Origin of the sequence: Floridaenema flaviceps BLCC-F50 (genome assembly GCF_041929275.2) — a bacterium.
GTDB lineage: Bacteria > Cyanobacteriota > Cyanobacteriia > Cyanobacteriales > Aerosakkonemataceae > Floridanema > Floridanema flaviceps.
Genome location: NZ_JBHFNR020000001.1, coordinates 1,871,115 through 1,890,597, shown reverse-complemented (window position 1 = coordinate 1,890,597; position 19,483 = coordinate 1,871,115). Strand labels below are relative to the sequence as shown.

At 40.1% G+C, this 19,483-nt stretch carries 18 protein-coding genes; 8 read left to right on the top strand and 10 right to left on the bottom strand.

The window, feature by feature from the left end:
• Positions 1-42: 42 nt before the first annotated feature.
• Both ACE1CI_RS09090 and ACE1CI_RS09085 read right to left on the bottom strand, forming a co-directional pair.
• Positions 43-1,011, bottom strand: coding sequence for a segregation/condensation protein A (locus ACE1CI_RS09090; RefSeq protein ID WP_413268376.1), 969 nt, complete (start codon positions 1,009-1,011; stop codon positions 43-45).
• 24 nt (positions 1,012-1,035) lie between these two features.
• Entirely contained in the window at positions 1,036-1,428 is a 393-nt protein-coding gene (locus tag ACE1CI_RS09085) for a lipopolysaccharide assembly protein LapA domain-containing protein (protein WP_413268375.1), read from the bottom strand.
• A 258-nt stretch (positions 1,429-1,686) separates the two neighbouring features.
• Here ACE1CI_RS09085 and ACE1CI_RS09080 point away from each other — a divergent pair, with 258 nt between their 5' ends.
• Entirely contained in the window at positions 1,687-4,188 is a 2,502-nt protein-coding gene (locus ACE1CI_RS09080; protein ID WP_413268374.1) for a putative PEP-binding protein, read from the top strand.
• Between the two features lie 95 nt (positions 4,189-4,283).
• Here ACE1CI_RS09080 and ACE1CI_RS09075 read toward each other — a convergent pair whose 3' ends face one another.
• Positions 4,284-4,958: a DUF1361 domain-containing protein gene (locus ACE1CI_RS09075; RefSeq protein ID WP_413268373.1), complete on the bottom strand. Its 675-nt coding sequence runs from the start codon at positions 4,956-4,958 to the stop codon at positions 4,284-4,286.
• A gap of 212 nt (positions 4,959-5,170) precedes the next feature.
• Here ACE1CI_RS09075 and psbA point away from each other — a divergent pair, with 212 nt between their 5' ends.
• On the top strand, positions 5,171-6,253 hold the full coding sequence (psbA, locus tag ACE1CI_RS09070; protein WP_413268372.1) for a photosystem II q(b) protein: 1,083 nt from the start codon (positions 5,171-5,173) through the stop codon (positions 6,251-6,253).
• A 247-nt stretch (positions 6,254-6,500) separates the two neighbouring features.
• Here the strand turns inward: psbA and ACE1CI_RS09065 are convergent, their stop codons facing one another.
• Complete coding sequence (locus tag ACE1CI_RS09065) at positions 6,501-7,130, bottom strand: TetR/AcrR family transcriptional regulator (RefSeq protein WP_413268371.1); 630 nt, start codon at positions 7,128-7,130, stop codon at positions 6,501-6,503.
• 126 nt (positions 7,131-7,256) lie between these two features.
• On the opposite strand from ACE1CI_RS09065, the gene ACE1CI_RS09060 reads away from it, so the two are divergent.
• From ACE1CI_RS09060 to ACE1CI_RS09050, 3 genes are all read left to right on the top strand, one after another.
• Entirely contained in the window at positions 7,257-8,681 is a 1,425-nt protein-coding gene (locus tag ACE1CI_RS09060) for an ABC exporter membrane fusion protein (RefSeq protein WP_413268370.1), read from the top strand.
• 92 nt (positions 8,682-8,773) lie between these two features.
• A complete protein-coding gene (gene devC, locus ACE1CI_RS09055; RefSeq protein ID WP_413268369.1) occupies positions 8,774-9,949 on the top strand; it encodes an ABC transporter permease DevC in 1,176 nt (391 codons plus the stop codon).
• A 15-nt stretch (positions 9,950-9,964) separates the two neighbouring features.
• Positions 9,965-10,672: a DevA family ABC transporter ATP-binding protein gene (locus tag ACE1CI_RS09050; RefSeq protein WP_413268368.1), complete on the top strand. Its 708-nt coding sequence runs from the start codon at positions 9,965-9,967 to the stop codon at positions 10,670-10,672.
• A gap of 266 nt (positions 10,673-10,938) precedes the next feature.
• Here ACE1CI_RS09050 and hemJ read toward each other — a convergent pair whose 3' ends face one another.
• The 5 genes from hemJ to ACE1CI_RS09025 form a co-directional block, all read right to left on the bottom strand.
• Positions 10,939-11,511: a protoporphyrinogen oxidase HemJ gene (gene hemJ, locus ACE1CI_RS09045; RefSeq protein WP_413268367.1), complete on the bottom strand. Its 573-nt coding sequence runs from the start codon at positions 11,509-11,511 to the stop codon at positions 10,939-10,941.
• 335 nt (positions 11,512-11,846) lie between these two features.
• On the bottom strand, positions 11,847-13,232 hold the full coding sequence (gene hemN / locus ACE1CI_RS09040) for an oxygen-independent coproporphyrinogen III oxidase (RefSeq protein WP_413268366.1): 1,386 nt from the start codon (positions 13,230-13,232) through the stop codon (positions 11,847-11,849).
• Between the two features lie 242 nt (positions 13,233-13,474).
• A complete protein-coding gene (gene hetL, locus ACE1CI_RS09035; RefSeq protein ID WP_413268365.1) occupies positions 13,475-14,203 on the bottom strand; it encodes a heterocyst differentiation pentapeptide repeat protein HetL in 729 nt (242 codons plus the stop codon).
• Between the two features lie 19 nt (positions 14,204-14,222).
• The gene (locus ACE1CI_RS09030) at positions 14,223-15,077 is read right to left on the bottom strand and encodes an alpha/beta fold hydrolase (RefSeq protein WP_413268364.1); all 855 of its coding nucleotides are present in this window, start codon (positions 15,075-15,077) and stop codon (positions 14,223-14,225) included.
• Between the two features lie 89 nt (positions 15,078-15,166).
• The gene (locus ACE1CI_RS09025; protein WP_413268363.1) at positions 15,167-16,573 is read right to left on the bottom strand and encodes an aromatic ring-hydroxylating dioxygenase subunit alpha; all 1,407 of its coding nucleotides are present in this window, start codon (positions 16,571-16,573) and stop codon (positions 15,167-15,169) included.
• 458 nt (positions 16,574-17,031) lie between these two features.
• Here ACE1CI_RS09025 and ACE1CI_RS09020 point away from each other — a divergent pair, with 458 nt between their 5' ends.
• A complete protein-coding gene (locus ACE1CI_RS09020) occupies positions 17,032-17,235 on the top strand; it encodes a hypothetical protein (protein WP_413268362.1) in 204 nt (67 codons plus the stop codon).
• Positions 17,236-17,347: 112 nt separating this feature from the next.
• Here ACE1CI_RS09020 and pirA read toward each other — a convergent pair whose 3' ends face one another.
• Positions 17,348-17,497, bottom strand: a complete 150-nt coding sequence (gene pirA / locus ACE1CI_RS09015; RefSeq protein WP_413268361.1) for an arginine synthesis PII-interacting regulator PirA — start codon at positions 17,495-17,497, stop codon at positions 17,348-17,350.
• Between the two features lie 220 nt (positions 17,498-17,717).
• On the opposite strand from pirA, the gene ACE1CI_RS09010 reads away from it, so the two are divergent.
• Positions 17,718-18,506: an SAM hydrolase/SAM-dependent halogenase family protein gene (locus tag ACE1CI_RS09010; RefSeq protein ID WP_413268360.1), complete on the top strand. Its 789-nt coding sequence runs from the start codon at positions 17,718-17,720 to the stop codon at positions 18,504-18,506.
• Between the two features lie 96 nt (positions 18,507-18,602).
• Positions 18,603-19,481: a proline iminopeptidase-family hydrolase gene (locus ACE1CI_RS09005; protein WP_413268359.1), complete on the top strand. Its 879-nt coding sequence runs from the start codon at positions 18,603-18,605 to the stop codon at positions 19,479-19,481.
• The last annotated feature ends 2 nt before the right edge of the window (positions 19,482-19,483 follow it).

Here is a 19,483-nt window from a genome sequence, read left to right as displayed (position 1 = left end):
TCAGTGCTCATTAATTTATTGTCTTGCGTCATTCATCAATTGTCACTTGTCCCTAGACTCTTGACCGAGCGATGAAACTGCTCCATTCTCTGCAACTTCTACTAAAGAGCGGATTTTCAAGTCTTGGTAGAATTCCTCTTGAACCAACTCTACCTTGGACTGAGCCGAGAGCATCAACAAAGCCCAGAAAACATTTACCCGTTCATTGACCAACTCTTGGGGTGAAGGATGAACTACAGAAAAAGTTTCTCCTGTTTCCCCATTTAACCCCTCAGATTGCTCCGGGTCATCTGTTACAGCCGCAAGTTGTGCGGCGATCGCACTGGATACCTCTACATCTCCCTGTTTTCTTTGCCACCATAAGTTGACTAGCCGATCCAAATCCAACCAATTGTCATCTTCAGCATCTTCAGACCAGTATGTAGCCAGTAAATCTTCCAATTGGGCTGCCACTTCCACAGAATTTTCTTCATTGATCAAATCCATAGCCACCCGCATAGCTTGAGCGCGTGACTGGGAACGCAAAGGGCTGGAACGGACTTTTGGTGGTTTTTTCTCAATTGCTGCTGCTACTAACCGCAATTGGTCGATTAACTCTTGTAAAGTTACCCGCCGCCGAGCAGGTGGGGCTGGGGTCGGTCGTCGGCGTAATTGACGCTCTAAGTTCCTTGGTAATAAAGGATTACCCCAATCATCCAATGCCACAATTTCTGGCTCTTCTTCTGCATCAGCTTCGGCGGCGGATAATTCCAGTGCTTCTAAAGTTTTCGCTTTAAGTAACACCAACAAAGAGGCATCTAAAAACGCCTGTCCAGATTGGGATAAGTCAGCCTCACAAGAGCCAGAACGGGTATCGTTCAAAGCCGCTAGTTGGCTCAAAACTAAATCAATCACTTGAATTACCTGGACATCCCAAGGGTCAATTTCCCCGCGTTCTGCCAGGTCAATCAACAGGGAAATGGCGCTAATCTCACGCACGGGCTTTGTTTCTGAGGTTGGAGAAACTGCCATGCCTTTACCCAAATACTTCTTGATCTACTTTACAGATGATGTTTGGATTGTTTCCACTGTTCCGCCAGCGGTTTCTACTTGGGATGATGTGGCTGGTGGTAGTTTAAGTGGTTCTTTGGGAGTTTCAGTTTTATACTGTTGCAGGTCTTTTTCTAATGCTTGAATCCGTAGATCTTTTTCCCGCATCATCTGGGCGGTTTTGCGGTTTTCTAGCAGCACCAGTAAGCGAAACCAAATCCCAGAAAGTAATGCTAACAAAGCTCCTACGCCCATAGCTGTGAATAATGCCACACATAAGGGTGCTTGCAGTTCGACTTGTGGGGCTAGATGAAGCATTACAGGCTGAGTATTTTCTAAGCTAAATAAGACTAAGGCTAGGGAAAAGGCAAAAATAATTAAAAGGCTAATAACTCGCATTGTGATACTCCTTTATGACGAAACAATAGGATAGGGCAGGTTCGCTAGAGGGAGCAGGGGAGCAGGGGGGAATTAAATTTCACCTTTACCCTTTCTTTTCTTGGAGCCGTCTGCTTTCTACCCTTCTGCTTTCTGCCTTTCTCGGTTCCTAATTTCAACTTTACTCTTTGTTTCGCCTCAATTAGCAGAAAACCAGGAGACATCACGGCACAATGAAAAAGGGAAAATAAAATATTATGCTAATTTCTCTATCTATCTGTGGATGATTTTCTCTGGCTTGACCAGATTCATTTTGACGATCGCCTCGCTGTAGGCGAAAAGGCGTTTTACTTGAGCCATCTAATTCACAGGGGTTATCCTGTAATTCCTGGTTTTGTGGTTAAAGCTCCGGTCTTACGTCAGTTTCTAGCTTCTATTGAGTGGTTAGACCCATTTTTTGCTGATTTGGCGAATTCTGCTCTCCATTTGGATGTAGACAACCCGCGACAATTGCAATTAGTGGCTCAACATATTCGGCGGGAAATTGTGGCTACGGCATTGCCAGAAGAGTGGTTGGATAAGTTAGTGGCGATTTGTAGCAATTTACCAGGAAATGCGTTGATTTTTCGCCCTTCTTTGGCTTTACCATCGCAAGTAAATGATTTTTCCTCTGCGAGTTTTTCTGGGTTGTGGGAAAGTCATGTTTGTGGTTTGTCGCCAGAGGCGATCGCTAAAGCTGTAAAACAAACTTGGGCAGAGTTATTCCGCGCCCGAAGTTTACTATATTGGCAGCGTGTTGGTATTCAGCTACAAAAAATTCATTTGGCAATCTTAGTTCAGCCACTACAAAACTGTTTGGCTAGTGGTTGGTTACAATGCGGGAATCTGATTTCCCCACCAGCCGCAAGTAGCCAACCTTCTACTTATGAAATTCAGGCAACTTGGGGGCTGGAGATGGCTTTGGTGAAGGGTGAGGTGTTACCTGATTTTTATGAGGTACCACCAGGAAATCATGGTATCCTGAACCAAAAACTTGGGGTAAAGACTCTAGCTTATCGATTGCTGGAAGGTTCGCGATCGTCTGTTGAGGAAGGATGGAATCAAGTAGCTGTTAATCCGCCTCTCCAAGTTTATTTACCCAGTGAGGAAGCACAAAAACAGTATGTTTTATCAGCCAGTCATTTACAAGATTTGGTGCAGTTAGGACATCAATTAACTGGTGAGTTGGGTGTGGCTTTTTCTATGGCTTGGATACTTATGCTAAACGAGTCGGAAGTTGCCGAACCTAAGTTTTATATTACGCAAATTCAAAGTTGCGAGCAGCGCCATGAGACGATAATTAAACAGGAAAGTAGTTTTCCTGTTCCTCAAGAGAGTCAACTAGAGGAAGAAAAAACTAAAATTCCGCTGTTAGTTACTAATATTCAACCAAAATCTCAAGTTTTTAAAGGTTTAGGGGCGGCTGGAGGTAAGGCGATCGCCAAAGCCCAAGTAGTAATTGATTTCCCTACCCAAGATTGGGATACTTTTCCGGCTGGGGAAATTTTAATCTTGAAACATCTACATCCAGATTGGCTACCTTTGCTGCGAAAGGCGGCGGGAGTTGTGGCGGAACAGGGGGGAATGACTTGCCATGCGGCGATTATTGCTAGAGAATTGGGAATCCCCGCTGTTGTTGGTGTGTCTGGTGCGACGAAGTTGATCCAAACTGGTACGTTTTTGCTGGTGGATGGCGATCGCGGAGAGATACATTTAGACAGTGAAGAGGGATTACATTTAAAGAAACAGCAAAATCGGAGTAGAGCATCTATTGTGGATTTAGGGGATCGGGAAAGATTCCAAATGATGAATTTACCATCGTTAATGGCAACTCAATTGATGGTGAATCTTAGTCAACCAAGCACTATTGAACGTGCTGCTAGTTTGCCTGTTGATGGTGTCGGTTTATTACGCTCAGAATTGATGTTATTGGATATTTTGGAAGGACAACATCCAAATCGGTGGCTGAATTCTGGACACAAGGAAGAGTTATTGGAAAGGTTGACCCAAACTGTTTGTCAGTTTGCTAGTGCGTTTACGCCTCGTCCGGTATTTTATCGTTCTTTGGATTGGCGATCGCATGAGTTTCAAAATGTCTTTCCTCAATCGACTAAAGAAGTTAATCCCATGTTAGGGATACGAGGCACTTTTGCTTATCAGCAAGACCCAACTTTTTTTGATTTGGAATTAGAAGTACTCCAAAGAGTTTTGCACTCAGGTTACAAAAATGTTAATCTAATTCTGCCTTTTGTTCGCACTGTGGAAGAATTTGCTTTCTGTCGTCGTCGCATTGCAGAATTTGGTCTTTTCTCTTCTGCTAATTTTCAACTTTGGATCATGGCGGAAGTTCCTTCTGTCATCTTTTTACTCCCAGATTATGTGAAGGCTGGTTGTATGGGAATTTCTATTGGTACTAATGATTTGACGCAACTTTTACTGGGTGTCGATCGCGATAAAGCAGAAATGTCAACTGCTTTTGATGAACGTCATCCAGCTGTTATGCAAGCAATTCGGCAATTAATTTATCAAGCTAAAAAAGCTGGTATTCCTTGTTCTATTTGTGGTCAAGCACCTGCACAATATCCAGAGTTAATTGAGCGTTTAGTCCAATGGGGAATTACTTCGATTTCTGTCAGTTTGGATGCAGTGGAATTTACGCATAATGCGATCGTCCGTGCGGAACAACGCTTAATTTTAGAAGCTGCTAGACAACAGTTAGCAGAAAAAAGTTTTGAGTTGTAGGGGCAATTCATGAATTGCCCGTACAGAGTTTTGAGTTTTCCCCATCAATTCGTAGGGTGCGTTAGTGCAACGTAACGCACCATATTTAATTATAGTTACACACTTGAAATAGGGTTTCGATCGCTAATTTGCTTAATTCGCAGAATCACTCCTAAAGTTACTTGTTTCATTATCCAATACAAAATCGTCAAAACTATAAACATAACAGTCATAATGATTATTGGACGTTTACCAATCAAATCATATATGAGACTATTAATTAAATCCGGTAATTCTGTTATTATGTGCCAACTATTAAATCGGAGAAATCTTCCTAAATAAATACCGATCGCAGAAAGCGCATGAATTACCAATTCAGCTATAACAATCTGCTTTTGTTGCCAACCTTTACTTTTTAAGAATTTGGCTAAGTTAATTATAGACAAGACATAAGCGCTAAACCCAATCAGTGTAAATAGGAAATATTGGGGAAACAACACTAAAAGAATCATTAATAGAGAATCATTTTCTTTGATGTTTTCTACTAAATGAATTAAATCGGTTAAAACGTAAGGAGCATTAGGTAAAAAAGCCATGAAAACTAGAAATCCTATGCCCCATAAAAGGGAGCTTAAATTAAATTTAAAAGCTGAAAAGCGAGGTGGAATAAACAGAATTATACTTAAACCTAACGGGATTAAGGCTAAAAATAAATTCCACGCCATCCAATTGAAGTTATCTAAGAAAAGTTGCCAAGCAGAATGAATTTGATTAGTAAGTATGGACAGCATAATTTAACTTGTTTCCAAAAATTACTCATCTTATTTTAGATCCCCGACTTCTTCAAGAAGTCGGGGATCTGAACGGTTCTTATAAGTAAATTTTATACTCTAAGTATATTGACAACCATATAACCATGCAGCTATAAATACATACAGCACGGTAAACGCTGTGAGTATTCATCAACACATAAAGCATTCATCTTTCAGGAGATATCAATTTCATGTCAACTTCTGTAGTCAGACCTACGGGCGATCGCCTGTGGACTCGATTCTGCAATTGGATTACCAGCACCGAAAATCGGCTATATATTGGATGGTTTGGGGTGTTGTTGATTCCGACGATGCTAACGGCTGCGATCGCATTTATCATCGCCTTCATTGCCGCACCTCCAGTAGATTTGGATGGCATCCGGGAACCTGTTTCTGGTTCTTTGCTTTACGGCAATAACATCATCACGGCGACGATCGTCCCAACTTCGGCTGCTATTGGCTTGCACCTTTACCCGATGTGGGAAGCGGCTTCTCTGGATGAATGGCTGTACAATGGTGGCCCATATCAGTTAATTGTGCTGCACTTTTTAATTGCAATTTTTGCTTATATGGGTCGGGAATGGGAGTTAAGCTATCGTTTAGGAATGCGTCCTTGGATTCCTGTGGCTTTCTCTGCACCTGTGGCGGCTGCAACTGCTGTTTTGTTGGTTTATCCGATCGGACAAGGCAGTTTTTCTGATGGTTTGATGTTGGGAGTTTCTGGTACTTTCAACTTCATGATTGTTTTCCAAGCTGAGCACAATATTTTGATGCACCCTTTCCATCAATTAGGTGTGATTGGTGTGTTCGGTGGGGCGCTATTTTCTGCGATGCACGGTTCTTTAGTAACTTCTAGTTTGATTCGGGAAACAAGTGAGAACGAATCTGCTAATTATGGTTACAAATTTGGGCAGGAGGAAGAAACTTACAATATCGTAGCTGCTCATGGCTACTTTGGTCGTTTGATCTTCCAATATGCTAGTTTTAACAATGCGCGATCGCTCCATTTTGTCCTTGCAGCTTGGCCCGTTATTGGGATTTGGTTCGCTGCTTTGGGTATTTCTTCAATGGCTTTTAATCTGAATGGTTTTAATTTTAACCAATCAGTTCTTGATGCTGAAGGTCGGGGTATTAATACCTGGGCTGATATTATTAATCGGGCTAATTTGGGTATTGAAGTAATGCACGAACGCAATGCTCACAATTTCCCTCTGGATTTGGCTGCTGTTGATGTGCAACCTGTGGCTTTAACTGCACCTGTTATTAATGGTTAATTCCCTCTTTTTTTAAGCAGTTTCCCTTTTTAATTTGTTGCCCTGACTCTTGGCGGTTGCAGCTAACAGCTAAAGTCAGGGTTTTTTCTTTGCGTCCTACCCTTCGGGAAGGCTTCGCCTAGTGCGTCCTTTGCGGTTTAATTTAAATTAGGATTTTTTAACCGCAGATGAACGCAGATGTAATTTAAAGATTGTCTACTTTTGCACTGAGGTTTATTAATTGTAATTTCCTTCTGCCTTGGAGCTTTCACTCTTTACAGTTTGAGCAACAAGATATTAAGTGGGTTAGGCTGTCGATTAGGCGATCGCTCTCCATTGGCATAATCTCATTTCCGTGCAGCACTTCTTGGGACAGCGTAAAGTGAATTAATGAGCCTAGAAATATTCGCGCTGTGGCTTCGGGATCGGGAATTTTTAACTCTGGATGGTCGGTTAAATATTGAGCTAATGTTTCTAATCCTGGCTTGGCAATGTTGCGAGCAAAAGTTTTAGCTAAACTGGGAAATCTCGCTGATTCTCCTATCACTAACCGCACAAAAGTCATATACTCTGGATCGTTAGACATTTGATAGATTAATGCTTTGGCTAATTTTCGTAACAGTATTTTTGGCTCTTCAGATAACGTCAAGCTTCCCATGATTAGCTGAAACTTTTTCTTCGCTAATCTCTCTACTAAGGTGACAAATAACTCTTCTTTGTCCTGAAAGTGGCTGTAAACTGTGGCTTTGGAAACTCCCGCTGTCTTTGCTACTCGATCCATACTCGTAGCGGTGAATCCTTGCGCTAAAAACTCTTGCATCGCTCCTTGAAGTATCTGCTCTCTTTTATCGTTGACTTCTTTACTCATCCTTTCCCCACTGGTTTTGCTTTCTAGCATTCTCAATTTTCCCACCTTGACTATTATCCTTCTGGGGTACTTGACTCCATTATACTGAACCGTTTAGTATAGCAGTAACAAAACTAAACGGTTTAGTTCTTAAGCTAATCATGTAAGAGGTGCCAAATGCTTGTAGATTCGGGTAAATCCAAATCTGGGTTAGGTTGGCTAGAAAAATTACTCCCTAAAAATGCTTTGGTGATGGCGACAGCAGCCACTTTGTTAGTTAGTGGAACTAGTGCTTACACAATTTGGCGGTTTCAGTCTTCTGAGTCGGAAACTTCCCAAGCGCCAGTGGTGGTAGTTCCCCAAATCAAGGTAGTGACGGCTTTGGGACGTTTGGAACCGCAGGGGGAAGTTTTGACAATTTCTGCGCCTGCGTCTGCGGAAGGTAGTCGGGTTGAGCAACTGTTGGTGAAACAGGGGGATAGGGTGAAGGCGGGACAGGAGATTGCGATTTTGGATAGTCGCGATCGCCTAGCTGCATCTTTAATGGAAGCGCAAGAGCAAGTAAAAGTAGCACAGGCTAATTTAGAGAAAGTGCTAGCAGGAGCGAAAAAAGGCGAAGTTGAGGCGCAAAAAGCGACAATTGCCCGAATTAACGTCGAAAGAGAGAATGAAATAACTGCACAAAAGGCGACAATTGCCAGAATTAATGCTGAAAGAGAAAGCGAAATTGCCGCCCAAAAAGCCACAATTGCCCGAATTAATGCCGAAAGAGAAAGCGAAATTGCAGCGCAAAAGGCGACAATTGCGCGGTTAGAAGCCGAACTTAGCAATGCTCAAACCGAGTATAAACGCTATGAATTGTTATATAAAGATGGCGCAATTTCTGCTTCAGCTAAAGATAGTAAAAGTTTAACATTAGCTGCTGCTCAAGAAAGAGTCAGAGAAGCGCAAGCTAATTTAAAAAAGATAGAAGCGTCGAAGTTTGAGCAACTAAAAGAAGCAGAAGCTAATTTAACCAAAATTACTTCAGCGAAAGCACAACAATTAAAGGAAGCAGAAGCTAATTTAACTAAAATTACTGCGGGGAAACAAGAACAAGAGAATGAGGCGAAAGCCACTTTAGAAAAAATTGCTGAAGTTCGCCCAGTCGATGTGCAAATTGCCAAAGCCGAAGTGAGTCAAGCGGAAGCAGCAGTGAAAAGGGCGAAGGCAAATTTAGAGACTGCTTATGTGCGATCGCCCCGTGATGCCCAAATATTGAAAGTTCATACAAAAGCTGGAGAATTAGTTAGTAACGAAGGCATTGTAGAACTGGGAGAAACCCAGAAAATGTACGCGGTTGCCGAAGTTTACGAAAGCGACATTAACAAAGTCAAACTTGGGCAAAAAGCACGAATAAAAAGCGACTCTTTAACTGAAGAATTGCCTGGAACTGTTGAGCAAATTGGCTTACAAGTCAAAAAGCAAAATGTAATTAACACCGACCCTTCAGCAAATATTGATAATCGAGTTGTAGAAGTAAGAATTCGCCTAGATGACGCAGCAAGTCAAAAAGTTGCTGGATTAACTAATTTACAAGTAAACGTCGAGATTGAATTATAGCAATCCTATTAAACTCCTTCTTCTCTCTGTGTCCTCTGCGTCTGTAGCGGTTCAAAAAATCTCTCTCCATCACACACAAATAGGATTCAATTATGATCGGTTTTATCCAACAAATTCGCCGCCGCACACCTCTAGGTTGGTTGCAATTAACCAAACAAAAAAGCCGTTTATTAGTTGCAATTTCAGGAGTAGCTTTTGCCGATGTTTTAATGATGATGCAGTTAGGTTTTCAATCAGCTTTATATGAGAGTAATACTAGATTGCATCAAAACATAAATGCGGATTTAGTATTAGTCAATCCCCAAGGTCGGAACATGATTAATATTTCCACTTTTCCCCGCAGACGATTGTATCAAGCAATGAGTGTAGAGGGAGTCAAATCAGCCGATCCATTATATGTAAATATCGCAAATTGGAAAAACCCAGAAACGCAAAAGGAAACTAACATTTTAGTCTTAGGCTTTAACCCCAATAAACCTGCTTTCGATTTGCCAGAATTGCAGCAAAATTTAAATAAGATTAAAATGCCAGATACGATGTTATTCGATGAAGCATCGAGAGGAACATATCAAGAAACAATTGCCAAAGTTTCCCAAGGTCAAACAGTTAATACTGAATTAGAAAGACGCACTATTCACATCAATGGATTATACAAAGTAGGCGCTTCTTTTGCTGCTGATGGCAGTTTAATGACCAGCGATCAAAACTTTTTGATGTTGTTTCCTAGAAAGTCAGCTTCTAGCGTTAGTATTGGCTTAATTCACTTAGAACCAGGCTATAATCCTCAGCAAGTTGCTACATCTTTAAAAGCTTATTTGCCGAATGATGTCAAAGTACTAACGAAGCAAGAGTTTATCGAATTTGAAAAGAATTATTGGTCTACAAATACTGCCATTGGTTTTGTATTTAGTTTAGGTGTAACAATGGGATTTTTGGTAGGTGTAATTATTGTCTATCAAGTTCTATCTACAGATGTGAACGATCATATCGGAGAATACGCCACTTTCAAAGCAATGGGATATAGTCATACTTATTTTTTAAGTGTGGTATTTGAAGAAGCAGTAATATTAGCAGTTCTGGGATTTGTTCCGGGAGTAACTGTTTCTATAGGATTGTATCACTTAACGCGAATTGCTACAAATTTACCCATGTATATGACCATTGCTAGAGCTTTACAAGTGCTAATTTTAACGATGGTAATGTGCGGTATTTCTGGCGTAATTGCTACTCAAAAACTACAAGCTGCCGATCCTGCTGATATGTTCTAATTAGGGGGTTAAAAAATGTTAGACTCACCAGTTATTGATATTAAAAATCTCGCTCATTTCTTCGGTCAAGGTCAACTGAGGAAACAGGTACTTTTCGACATTAACTTAGAGATTCAAGCGGGAGAAGTTATCATTTTAACGGGCCCTTCTGGGTCGGGAAAAACTACCCTTTTGACTCTAATTGGTGGGCTACGTTCTGTCAGTCATGGTAGTTTAAAAGTGTTAGATAAAGAGTTGTGTAATGCTTCGGCAAAAGAGTTAGTGGAAGCGCGTCGTCGCATTGGTTATATTTTCCAAGCACACAATTTACACAAGAGTTTAACGGCGCAACAAAATGTACAAATGGGATTGGAATTGCATCCTCAATATTCTGTGGGGGAAATGCGATCGAAATCCGCCGAAATGTTAGAAGTTGTAGGTTTGGGAAATCGGATTAATTACTACCCGGAGGATTTGTCTGGGGGACAAAAACAACGGGTAGCAATTGCGCGGGCTTTAGTCAGTCATCCGAAAATTGTTTTAGCTGATGAACCGACTGCTGCTTTAGATAAAAAGTCGGGTCGAGATGTGGTGAATTTGATGCAAAAGTTGGCTAAGGAACAGGGTTGTACTATCCTAATGGTGACTCATGATAATCGGATTTTGGATATTGCCGATCGCATTGTTCACATGGAAGATGGACAGTTATCTAATTCTAATTTGCAGTTAGTTACTGCTGGGTAAGTAGGTAGATCTAAATAAAGTAAAACAAGGGCGGGCAGGATGCCCACCCCACAAGATTTTCAGCTTTCTTGTGGGGTGGGCATCTTGCCCGCCCCATTGATAGATAACTATTTTCACTTTATTTATTTGCACCTACTTAATAGAGATTTTTTTTGAACCGCAAAGGACGCAAAGAACGCGAAGGAAGAAAAAGGAAGAAGGAAGAAAAGCTATTTCTTCATCTGTGTTTATCTGTGTTCATCTGTGTTCATCTGTGGTTCAAAAATTTAAACCTCAGACTTAGTTGCTAAATCCATTTTACTTTCATTTTGTTGGCGAATCTTGGCATAAATTTTATAAATCGCCACAATCACCAAAGTTAACGCCACAAGACTAGCAATAGCTGAATTTACTGGCAAACTTTGTTTGAAAACCGCTAATAAAACGATCGCCAATAACAACACAGTCGGAACTTCATTTAATATCCGAAACTGTTCGCTTTTCCAAGTAGATGTTCCTGCGGCTAATTGTTTCATAATTCGACCGCAGTAAAAATGATAACCGATTAAAACGGCGACTAAAAGCAATTTAAAATGTAGCCAAGGACTTTTTAAAACTTCGGGTTCTGTGAAGATAATTGCGATCGCCATTGCTGCTGTTACTACCATTCCCGGCGTGGTAATAATTTTGTAAAGGCGTTTCTCCATGATTTCATATTGTTGCTTGAGAATTGTTTTTGCAGGTTCCGGTTTTTCCTCTGCTTCTGCATGGTAAACAAACAACCGCACTATATAAAACAACCCAGCAAACCAAACCACAATTCCTATTATGTGAAATGTTTTAAACCAAAGATAAGCCATGACTCATTTCCTGCAAAAGTCTCGACCCAATATTTTACCATTGTGGGTGGTGTTGCGATCGCACGGAGATCCCCCTAAATCCCCCTTAATAAGGGGGACTTAAAACTCACTCTTGTCCCCCCGTAAATTACTTGAGCACAAATATCTGAGATCCCCCTAAATCCCCCTTAATAAGGGGGACTTAAAACTCACTCTTGTCCCCCCGTAAATTACTTGAGCACAAATATCTGAGATCCCCCTAAATCCCCCTTAATAAGGGGGACTTAAAACCGATGTCTTGTCCCCCCCTTGGTAAGGGGGGTTAGGGGGGATCAAGCATCTGTAGCAAATTTTGATTAAATCGCCCTAGAAAGTAGGTTTTCGGTTCTTGGTTTAGTGTGAGTATCAAAGACGATCGCAATATTTCGCACCAACAACCTTCCCATCGATGTAACTTCAATCCGATTAGCAGACAATTCCAATAAACCATCTTTTTGCAAAGGTTTTAATGCTTCTAATTCCGGCGCAAAATAGGTATCAAAGTCAATATTATATTTGGCTTCGATTGTTGATTTATCCAACTGGAAGTTAGACATGATTTGCATAATCACATCACGGCGCAAAATATCTGCACGACTAAGTTTAAAACCTTGACTTACTGGTAAACAACCAGCATCAATTGCTTGGTAATATTCTTTCAAAGTTTTCTGATTTTGCGCCAAGGTATCTTCCAACATACTAATAGAAGTTGCACCAAACCCAAAAAGATCGATTTCTGGTTTAGTTGTATAACCTTGGAAGTTGCGCTTTAAGGATTTTTGTTGTTGTGCGATCGCTAATTCATCATTCGGTTTAGCAAAGTGATCCATTCCAATAAAAACATAACCATTATTGGTAATTTCTTGAATCGTCATTTGCCAAATTTCTAGCTTTTCCTGCGGTTTTGGTAACGCAGCTTCCGGGATGTTTTTCTGTACAGGTTTCATCCAGGGAACATAAGCAAAATTAAATACTGCTATGCGATCGGGATCTAATTGTACTGTCTTTTTAATTGTTTCCTTAAAGCTAGACAAACTTTGGAAAGGTAAACCATAAATCAAGTCAACATTCACGCTTTCAAAACCCGCATCTTTAATCCATCCCATCGCTTCAAAAAGCATTTCTTCTGGTTGTACCCGATTCACTGCTTCTTGCACTTCGGGATTAAAATCTTGAATCCCAAAACTAATTCGGTTAAATCCTAACGACTTTAAGAAGAAAATATAATTTCTGTCTACATATCTGGGATTAATTTCGATCGAAACCTCTGCATTAGAGTCAAACTCAAAATGGCGATTGATTTTTTCCCACAGTAAATCCACTTGTTCTAAAGATAAATAATTCGGCGTACCGCCACCCCAATGCAATTGTAAAACCTTCCGGTTAGAGTCAATTAAATTCGAGGTAAATTCGATTTCTTTAAACAAGTATTCCAGATATTTATCGGCAATTCTCTTGTTATTAGAAACCACTACATTGCAACCGCAGAAATAACAAGCACTTTGGCAAAAAGGTAAATGAAAATATAGCGATAAAGGCGTAAAACGAGAGTTAGAAGCTTCTATTGCTTGGCGATAATCTAACTCGGTAAAATTTTTGCTTAACTCAGTTGCAGGTGGATAGCTAGTGTATCGAGGTGTAGGATTGTCGTATTTTTTAATTAGATCGAAGTCAAAACTTACATCTTGCAAAGAGAATCTCATCTAAAAACCTCCGGGAGCTTGGAAACCTTGTGTCTTTAGACCAAGGAGGAAAAGCGACAAGGTGAATTTATATTTAACTTTAAATCGCCATTTAGTTATACAACGTTTAATAATTTGTAATATTTTTTGTTGATAGCCTAAGTCGGTGAGTATGGAAATTAGTCATTAGTCAAGGGGAAAATGTTAAATAAAATGACAAATAACTAATGACTATTGACTAATGACTAATTACATGAAAAGCATCAATCATGAACAGAACCATCTGGCATAATTGCGCCTGTTAAATTAGCATCAGTTAAGATAGTTCTGGTTAAATCTGCGCCTAATAAATTAGCTTTTTGTAAATTTGCTCCTGTCAAATCAGCATAACTTAAATCTGCACCTTGCAAACTAGCTTCACTGAGATCTGTTTGGTAAACTTGCTCCTTTTTCCAAACTGCTAAATTAGCGCGACAAAGTTTAGCATTATCCAATTTAGCTTGACTTAATTGTACTCCATTTAAGTGAGCATAACTAAAGTCTGCTTGACTCAAATTTGCACCTTTTAAATCAGTTTGTTGATGTGAAGTAGGGCGAAGATCGGCTTCAAACAAAATTGCTTTCGCTAAATTTGCACTACTTAAATTACAACCACACAAATAAGCTTTGGCAAAATTTGTTTGTTCTAAGTTCGCTTTAATTAATATTGCACCACTTAAATCTGCTTCTCGCAATTGTGCTAAAGAAAGATTGGCTTCACTTAAATTAGCACCCCAGAGAATTATTTCACTTAAATTTGCTTGACTGAGGTTAGCTTGAACTAGATTTGAGTGCCCTAATCTAGCTTCGCGCAAGTCACTATGACTAAGGTTAGCACTGTGAAGATTAGCATCCACCAAGTTAGCTTCCCGCAAATCAACTCCGGCTAAATCAACTTCAGCAAAATCTCTTTCGGCTGCTGCATATCGTCTCAGCAGTTCATCAACATCCATAATTTTTCAGCTGTTATCTTTATGTGCGTTTTGTATCATGACACAATTTTATTAAAAAACTTCTAATAGTTTGATTAAACTTTTCTGGTTCGACTAAAAACGCCCAATGATTTCCCGGAACTTGGCTAACTTGCAAATTTTTCAGATACTTTTTGTAAGGTTGTAATTGCCAATCCAAGCGATTTACACCTTTTTCAGGCTGGATAAACAAAGTGGGAATGTCGATCGCACTAACAAACCCAGGTTCCAACATTACTTCATCAAAAATACCATCCCTTGCCGCCACTGTAAATTTACTAACCCAACTTCCATCAGCTTTTTGAATCAGACTTTCTTGAAAAATTTGCTGTTGTAAAGGAGTCCAACCTTGATATTGATTCAATAACTTTGCCTGTGCAACAGCTTGTTCATAAGTTGCAAATGGGCCCATACCTTTTAAAAAAGGTAAAACTTGATATAAAAATGGAAAAGTTAACTTAACTACGCTGGGAAATTTCCAAATAAAAATCGGATCGACTAAAATCATACTGCGAAATCTGGCGGGATTTTTTCTTGCCCAAATAGCGGCTAATTTACCAGTCCAAGAATGTCCTAAAATATGGGCATTTTGCCATCCTAAATGATCCATTAATGCTTCTAAATCTGCGATCGCACTCCCAAAACTATAATCCTTTTCCGGTTTACTACTCTCCCCATGTCCCCGCATATCCGGCGCAACTACATGATATTCATCAGCTAAATCATCTCCCAAAATTGACCAAACCAAAGCATGATCCGCCAACCCATGCAACAATAATACAGGTTCTTTCCCTGAGTTCCATTCCAAATAAGAAAGTTGAATTTCAGGAGTTGATAAACTTTGACGTACAGCCATTTTCCCCACTTTCCTAACTTTTTCTTGGTTCGTTGTAACGACTTCAGTCGGTTTATTTAAAAGTATACGACTGAAGTCGCTACAACGAACTACTTCTTAGCTTTTTCTACCATATTACGTGGGGGGATATTCTCACCTTGGTAAAATCGTTTTTCCAACTTACCAAGATACAACCAAACTGCACCTAAACTTAGGCTTAATCCAGTTAACAAAGCTGTGGGTAAAACAGCATTTTGATTCAGTAAAACTGCGGTAATTGGTGCGATCGTCCAAGCAAATGCCACACCAACACCCAACCACAACCTAACTTTTTGAATGTTCGCCAAAGCAGTGCGACAACTATTACATTTAGTTGTGTGAGAGTGATACCTATCTAACAACTCTTCACGAGACAAAGCCGGAGGCAAACTAGTATTAGGAAATGGATCGACACTATATTGATTCACCCATTGCCGCAACTCAAACACAAAACTATCTGCTTTTGTTGGCAGATAAAACGCCTTAGTAAAATTCTCACTCCCCGCTTGTTCCAAATAACGTTCTTGATGATGCAAGAAAATCTGGTCATCTTCCAGAACTCGATTTTGTCCCAAATGAGAATACCAACGCGGAGTTAACTTAATAAATAAACCAGGCAACTTCGAGGCAAACTTGAAAGGGAAAATCGCAAATAAACGACATTTACCTTTGCGAATTGGAGTAGCATAAACCACCGTTAAAGTTCTGCCAAACTGCTTAGAAGTTAAGTCATGCCACATCAAATTCGGCGCAATAAAAGTAGTATCTTGCCTTCCCAAAGTTCCCTTTCTTGGCCCTTCTTGCCAAACACCTTTAAAGCCATGTTTACCAGACTCAGTAACTTCTAATTCCACTGGGCTAGCATAACTGCGATTTCCCACCGTGCGATGATGAGTGTAGGGAACATGACTCGCATCCAACACATTTTCTAACAGTGTCAAAGCATCATAAGGCAAATCCCGAAAAGTATTAATACAAATCCATTCATCAGGATTTTCTTCTATTGCGTCTACAATTGGCACTTTGGTTAATGCTGCGTTTTCCGGTTTTCCTGGATAAACAAACAACATTCCCTGCTTTTCAATTGTTGGTAAAGAAGCTACACAAGCCCTTTTAGAATTTTGGGCTTTACCATCAGCAACTTGCTGCGGAATGCGATCGCAATTGCCATTCCCCGCAAACGCCCAACCGTGATAAGGACATTCTAATAAACCATCTTCAGAAACTCTACCTTCCGAAAGACGTGCCAAACGATGGGGACATTTATCATCAAAAACTCTCCAGCTTGAAGCGTTTTTATCCCACCAAATGACAATATCTCTTCCTAGCAAGGTAAAAGGTGTAGGTTGCGACTTGGACAAGTCTGCCACATAATATACAGGATACCAAGCTTCTTGCCAGTCAAAGCGATCGGGTTCATTCCCACCCGCAAGCATTTCTGCTGTTGTATTCTCAAGTGTTGGGGAAGTTGTCACCATACTTTACGTCTCTACTCATTTCCACCTTCTTAATTGTGACTTTTATCCAAAATTTTTGCCGCTTAAGTGGGTAGTTATATTCCGTAGGGTGCGTCAGAATCAGATAATTATTGTGATTTACTAAAATTATAGTGTCTGACGCACCCTACAAACTACAAACAAAAAATTTACCCAAAATTAGTAACTAACAACTTGAGCTAGTAACGCAAGTTGCTAGTTATTAATTCTTTCGGAGTTCCCCCCTTTAGTAAGGGGGGTTAGGGGGGATCTTCGGCTGTGATTACTAGGTTTAGATCCCCCCAACCCCCCGTGATGTTAATAGCGAAGCTTCCGCTGGTTCCCCCCTTAATAAGGGGGGCGGAGGGGGGATCAAAGGGGGGCTAAGAAAGAGCCAGACTTGTAACTAACAACTTGAGCTAGTATAAAGACGTAAGCTAAAAAATATTTAGGAATACCAAATGAATCCATGTCCTCAATGTGGTGGAATTATTAAAGTAAAATTGTTAAAACGGCGCGTTGATGCTCCACCACTCTATTCTTATACCTGTGCTGATTGTGGTTATTCTTTACAAGAAAAAGATTTAGAAAATAATGATAGTGACAGGCAAGCACATTACCGAATGAGTATGCCTGAAGACGTAAAAATGTACGTTCCCGATTAATTGAACCTAAAATCTAAAATCCAACGTCAAAAGACCCCGTTTTAAATGAAGGTAACGGGGTCTTTTGCAAAAGAAATATTTTGGTAGGCATAACCTACCCTCTTTAATTTAACTACATTTGGCGCATTTCTGCTTCCAACATCTGTACTAGATTGTCGTCTCCCTTAGCTCTGGCAACTTCCAGACGGTGTTCGAGTCTTCTTTGGATGTTGGCGCGGTGGACATCAGCGACTCTTTGTAGATCTTCACGTTTTCTGTTCATTTTGGACTCTTTCTTTTACTTAACTGCTGTATGTTCTATACCCTTATTATAACTAAAACTTGGCAAACTGTATCTTAATTTACAGAAATTTATTTACTGATTCCTGCGAAACTAATTTCTTACAAAGCAGCTTTTCACCCAATTGTAGGATGTTAATTAAAACAGACTGTGCAATATGAGTTTCAGGTGAACTATTTGCACCAACAAATAAGCTAAGTTAATGAATGAACAAAGGATTGTGACTCTTTTAACTGATTTTGGGTTAAGTGATGTTTATGTTGGAGTGATGAAAGGTGTAATTGCCCAAATTAACCCAACATTAAAAGTAATCGATTTAACTCATGAAATTCCTCCCCAAAATGTTGCTGCTGCGAGATTTTGTTTGATGAATGCTGTTCCTTATTTTCCCAAAGAAACTGTACATATTGCTGTGGTAGATCCAGGGGTGGGAAGTAACAGACGCGGAGTAGCAATAGAGTTTGCTGGCGGTTTTTTAGTAGGGCCGGATAACGGTTTATTTAATGGTATTCTTAGTCAAAATCCAGCTATTTCAGCAGTTGAATTAACTAATTATCGGTACTGGCGCACTGCATCGCCTAGCACAACTTTTCATGGTCGAGATATTTTTGCCGCAGTGGGCGCACATTTGGCTAGCGGTGTTTGTTTAGAGGAATTGGGAACAGTAATTAATCCTGAAAGTTTGGTAAAATTGCCAATAGCTGAATGCCGAGAAAAAGATGGAATTTTAGAGGGTTGTATTCAGTATATCGATCGCTTCGGCAACCTAATCACCAACATTCCCGGTAATCTAGTAATCGACAAAACTTGGACTGTAAAAATTGCCGAAGTAAACATCCCAGGTAAACGAACTTACAGCGACGTTCCAATTGGAAGTTTAATCGCTTTAGTTGGTAGTCATGGATGGGTAGAAATTGCCGTTAATAATGGTAATGCTCAGTCAAAGTTACAATTAAATTATGGAGATCAGGTAAAGGTATTACACAGTTAATAAATCATAGCAGAAATTTTGAATGTTAAGAAATAAGTGGTAGAAAGAGTCATTTATCTGAGGTATAGTTACTTTTGATTGAAAAAACTTGACTTTATGACAGCAACATCTGCTATTGAAGGCTTTATCTCATTGTGCGATCGCCAAGTTTGGTATCGGATAATCAAACCAGAACAGGAAGAATTTGGCAAATTACCGCTGCTATGTCTTCATGGAGGGCCGGGAGTACCACACGACTACTTAGAACCACTAGAAGAGATCGCTGCAACTGGACGGCGTGTTATATTTTACGATCAATTAGGTTGTGGGAATAGCGATCGCCCCAACGATCCCAATCTTTATTCTATTGATCTATTTAAAGAAGAACTTGTCGCCGTTCGCCAAGCCCTAAATTTAGAAAACATTCATCTTTTTGGGCAATCATGGGGTGGTTGTTTGGCACTGGAACACGCTCTTTCTCAAGCCGCTGGGTTAGTTAGTCTAATCTTGGCAAGTACACCTGCTAACGTTCAACAATTCGTCACTGAAGCATATCGCTTGATGAATGATTTACCAGAGGAAGTACAACAGATTATCCGCAAGCACGAAGCTGAAGATACAACCCAATCTCCTGAATACAAACAGGCAATGGAATTGTTCAATCATACCTTTCTTTGTCGATTAGATCCTTGGCCTAGCTGCTTAACTAGAGCCTATAGCAAAGTTGGCACAGAGTTTCGCGGTGTTGGCAAGATTATCGACTGGAATATTGAAAACCGCCTGACGGAAATTGTTGCACCTACGCTATTGCTTTCAGGTCGCTATGATGAAGTTACCCCCGCTTGTGTCGAAACAGTTAACAAAGGTATTTCAGGATCAGAGTGGGTACTTTTTGAAAACAGTTCACATATGCCTCATCTGGAGGAAAAAGAGCGATTTTTACAAGTTTTGAACGATTTTTTGCATCGTGTTGAAGACAACAAAAAGTTAGTATAAGG

Excerpts from the sequence above, each read along its gene's own strand:
- ACE1CI_RS09090 (WP_413268376.1), bottom strand. The coding sequence starts at position 1,011 with ATGGCAGTTTCTCCAACCTCAGAAACAAAGCCCGTGCGTGAGATTAGC.
- ACE1CI_RS09085 (WP_413268375.1), bottom strand. The coding sequence starts at position 1,428 with ATGCGAGTTATTAGCCTTTTAATTATTTTTGCCTTTTCCCTAGCCTTA.
- ACE1CI_RS09075 (WP_413268373.1), bottom strand. The coding sequence starts at position 4,958 with ATGCTGTCCATACTTACTAATCAAATTCATTCTGCTTGGCAACTTTTC.
- psbA (WP_413268372.1), top strand. The coding sequence starts at position 5,171 with ATGTCAACTTCTGTAGTCAGACCTACGGGCGATCGCCTGTGGACTCGA.
- ACE1CI_RS09065 (WP_413268371.1), bottom strand. The coding sequence starts at position 7,130 with ATGCTAGAAAGCAAAACCAGTGGGGAAAGGATGAGTAAAGAAGTCAAC.
- ACE1CI_RS09060 (WP_413268370.1), top strand. The coding sequence starts at position 7,257 with ATGCTTGTAGATTCGGGTAAATCCAAATCTGGGTTAGGTTGGCTAGAA.
- devC (WP_413268369.1), top strand. The coding sequence starts at position 8,774 with ATGATCGGTTTTATCCAACAAATTCGCCGCCGCACACCTCTAGGTTGG.
- ACE1CI_RS09050 (WP_413268368.1), top strand. The coding sequence starts at position 9,965 with ATGTTAGACTCACCAGTTATTGATATTAAAAATCTCGCTCATTTCTTC.
- hemJ (WP_413268367.1), bottom strand. The coding sequence starts at position 11,511 with ATGGCTTATCTTTGGTTTAAAACATTTCACATAATAGGAATTGTGGTT.
- hemN (WP_413268366.1), bottom strand. The coding sequence starts at position 13,232 with ATGAGATTCTCTTTGCAAGATGTAAGTTTTGACTTCGATCTAATTAAA.
- hetL (WP_413268365.1), bottom strand. The coding sequence starts at position 14,203 with ATGGATGTTGATGAACTGCTGAGACGATATGCAGCAGCCGAAAGAGAT.
- ACE1CI_RS09030 (WP_413268364.1), bottom strand. The coding sequence starts at position 15,077 with ATGGCTGTACGTCAAAGTTTATCAACTCCTGAAATTCAACTTTCTTAT.
- ACE1CI_RS09025 (WP_413268363.1), bottom strand. The coding sequence starts at position 16,573 with ATGGTGACAACTTCCCCAACACTTGAGAATACAACAGCAGAAATGCTT.
- ACE1CI_RS09020 (WP_413268362.1), top strand. The coding sequence starts at position 17,032 with ATGAATCCATGTCCTCAATGTGGTGGAATTATTAAAGTAAAATTGTTA.
- pirA (WP_413268361.1), bottom strand. The coding sequence starts at position 17,497 with ATGAACAGAAAACGTGAAGATCTACAAAGAGTCGCTGATGTCCACCGC.
- ACE1CI_RS09010 (WP_413268360.1), top strand. The coding sequence starts at position 17,718 with ATGAATGAACAAAGGATTGTGACTCTTTTAACTGATTTTGGGTTAAGT.
- ACE1CI_RS09005 (WP_413268359.1), top strand. The coding sequence starts at position 18,603 with ATGACAGCAACATCTGCTATTGAAGGCTTTATCTCATTGTGCGATCGC.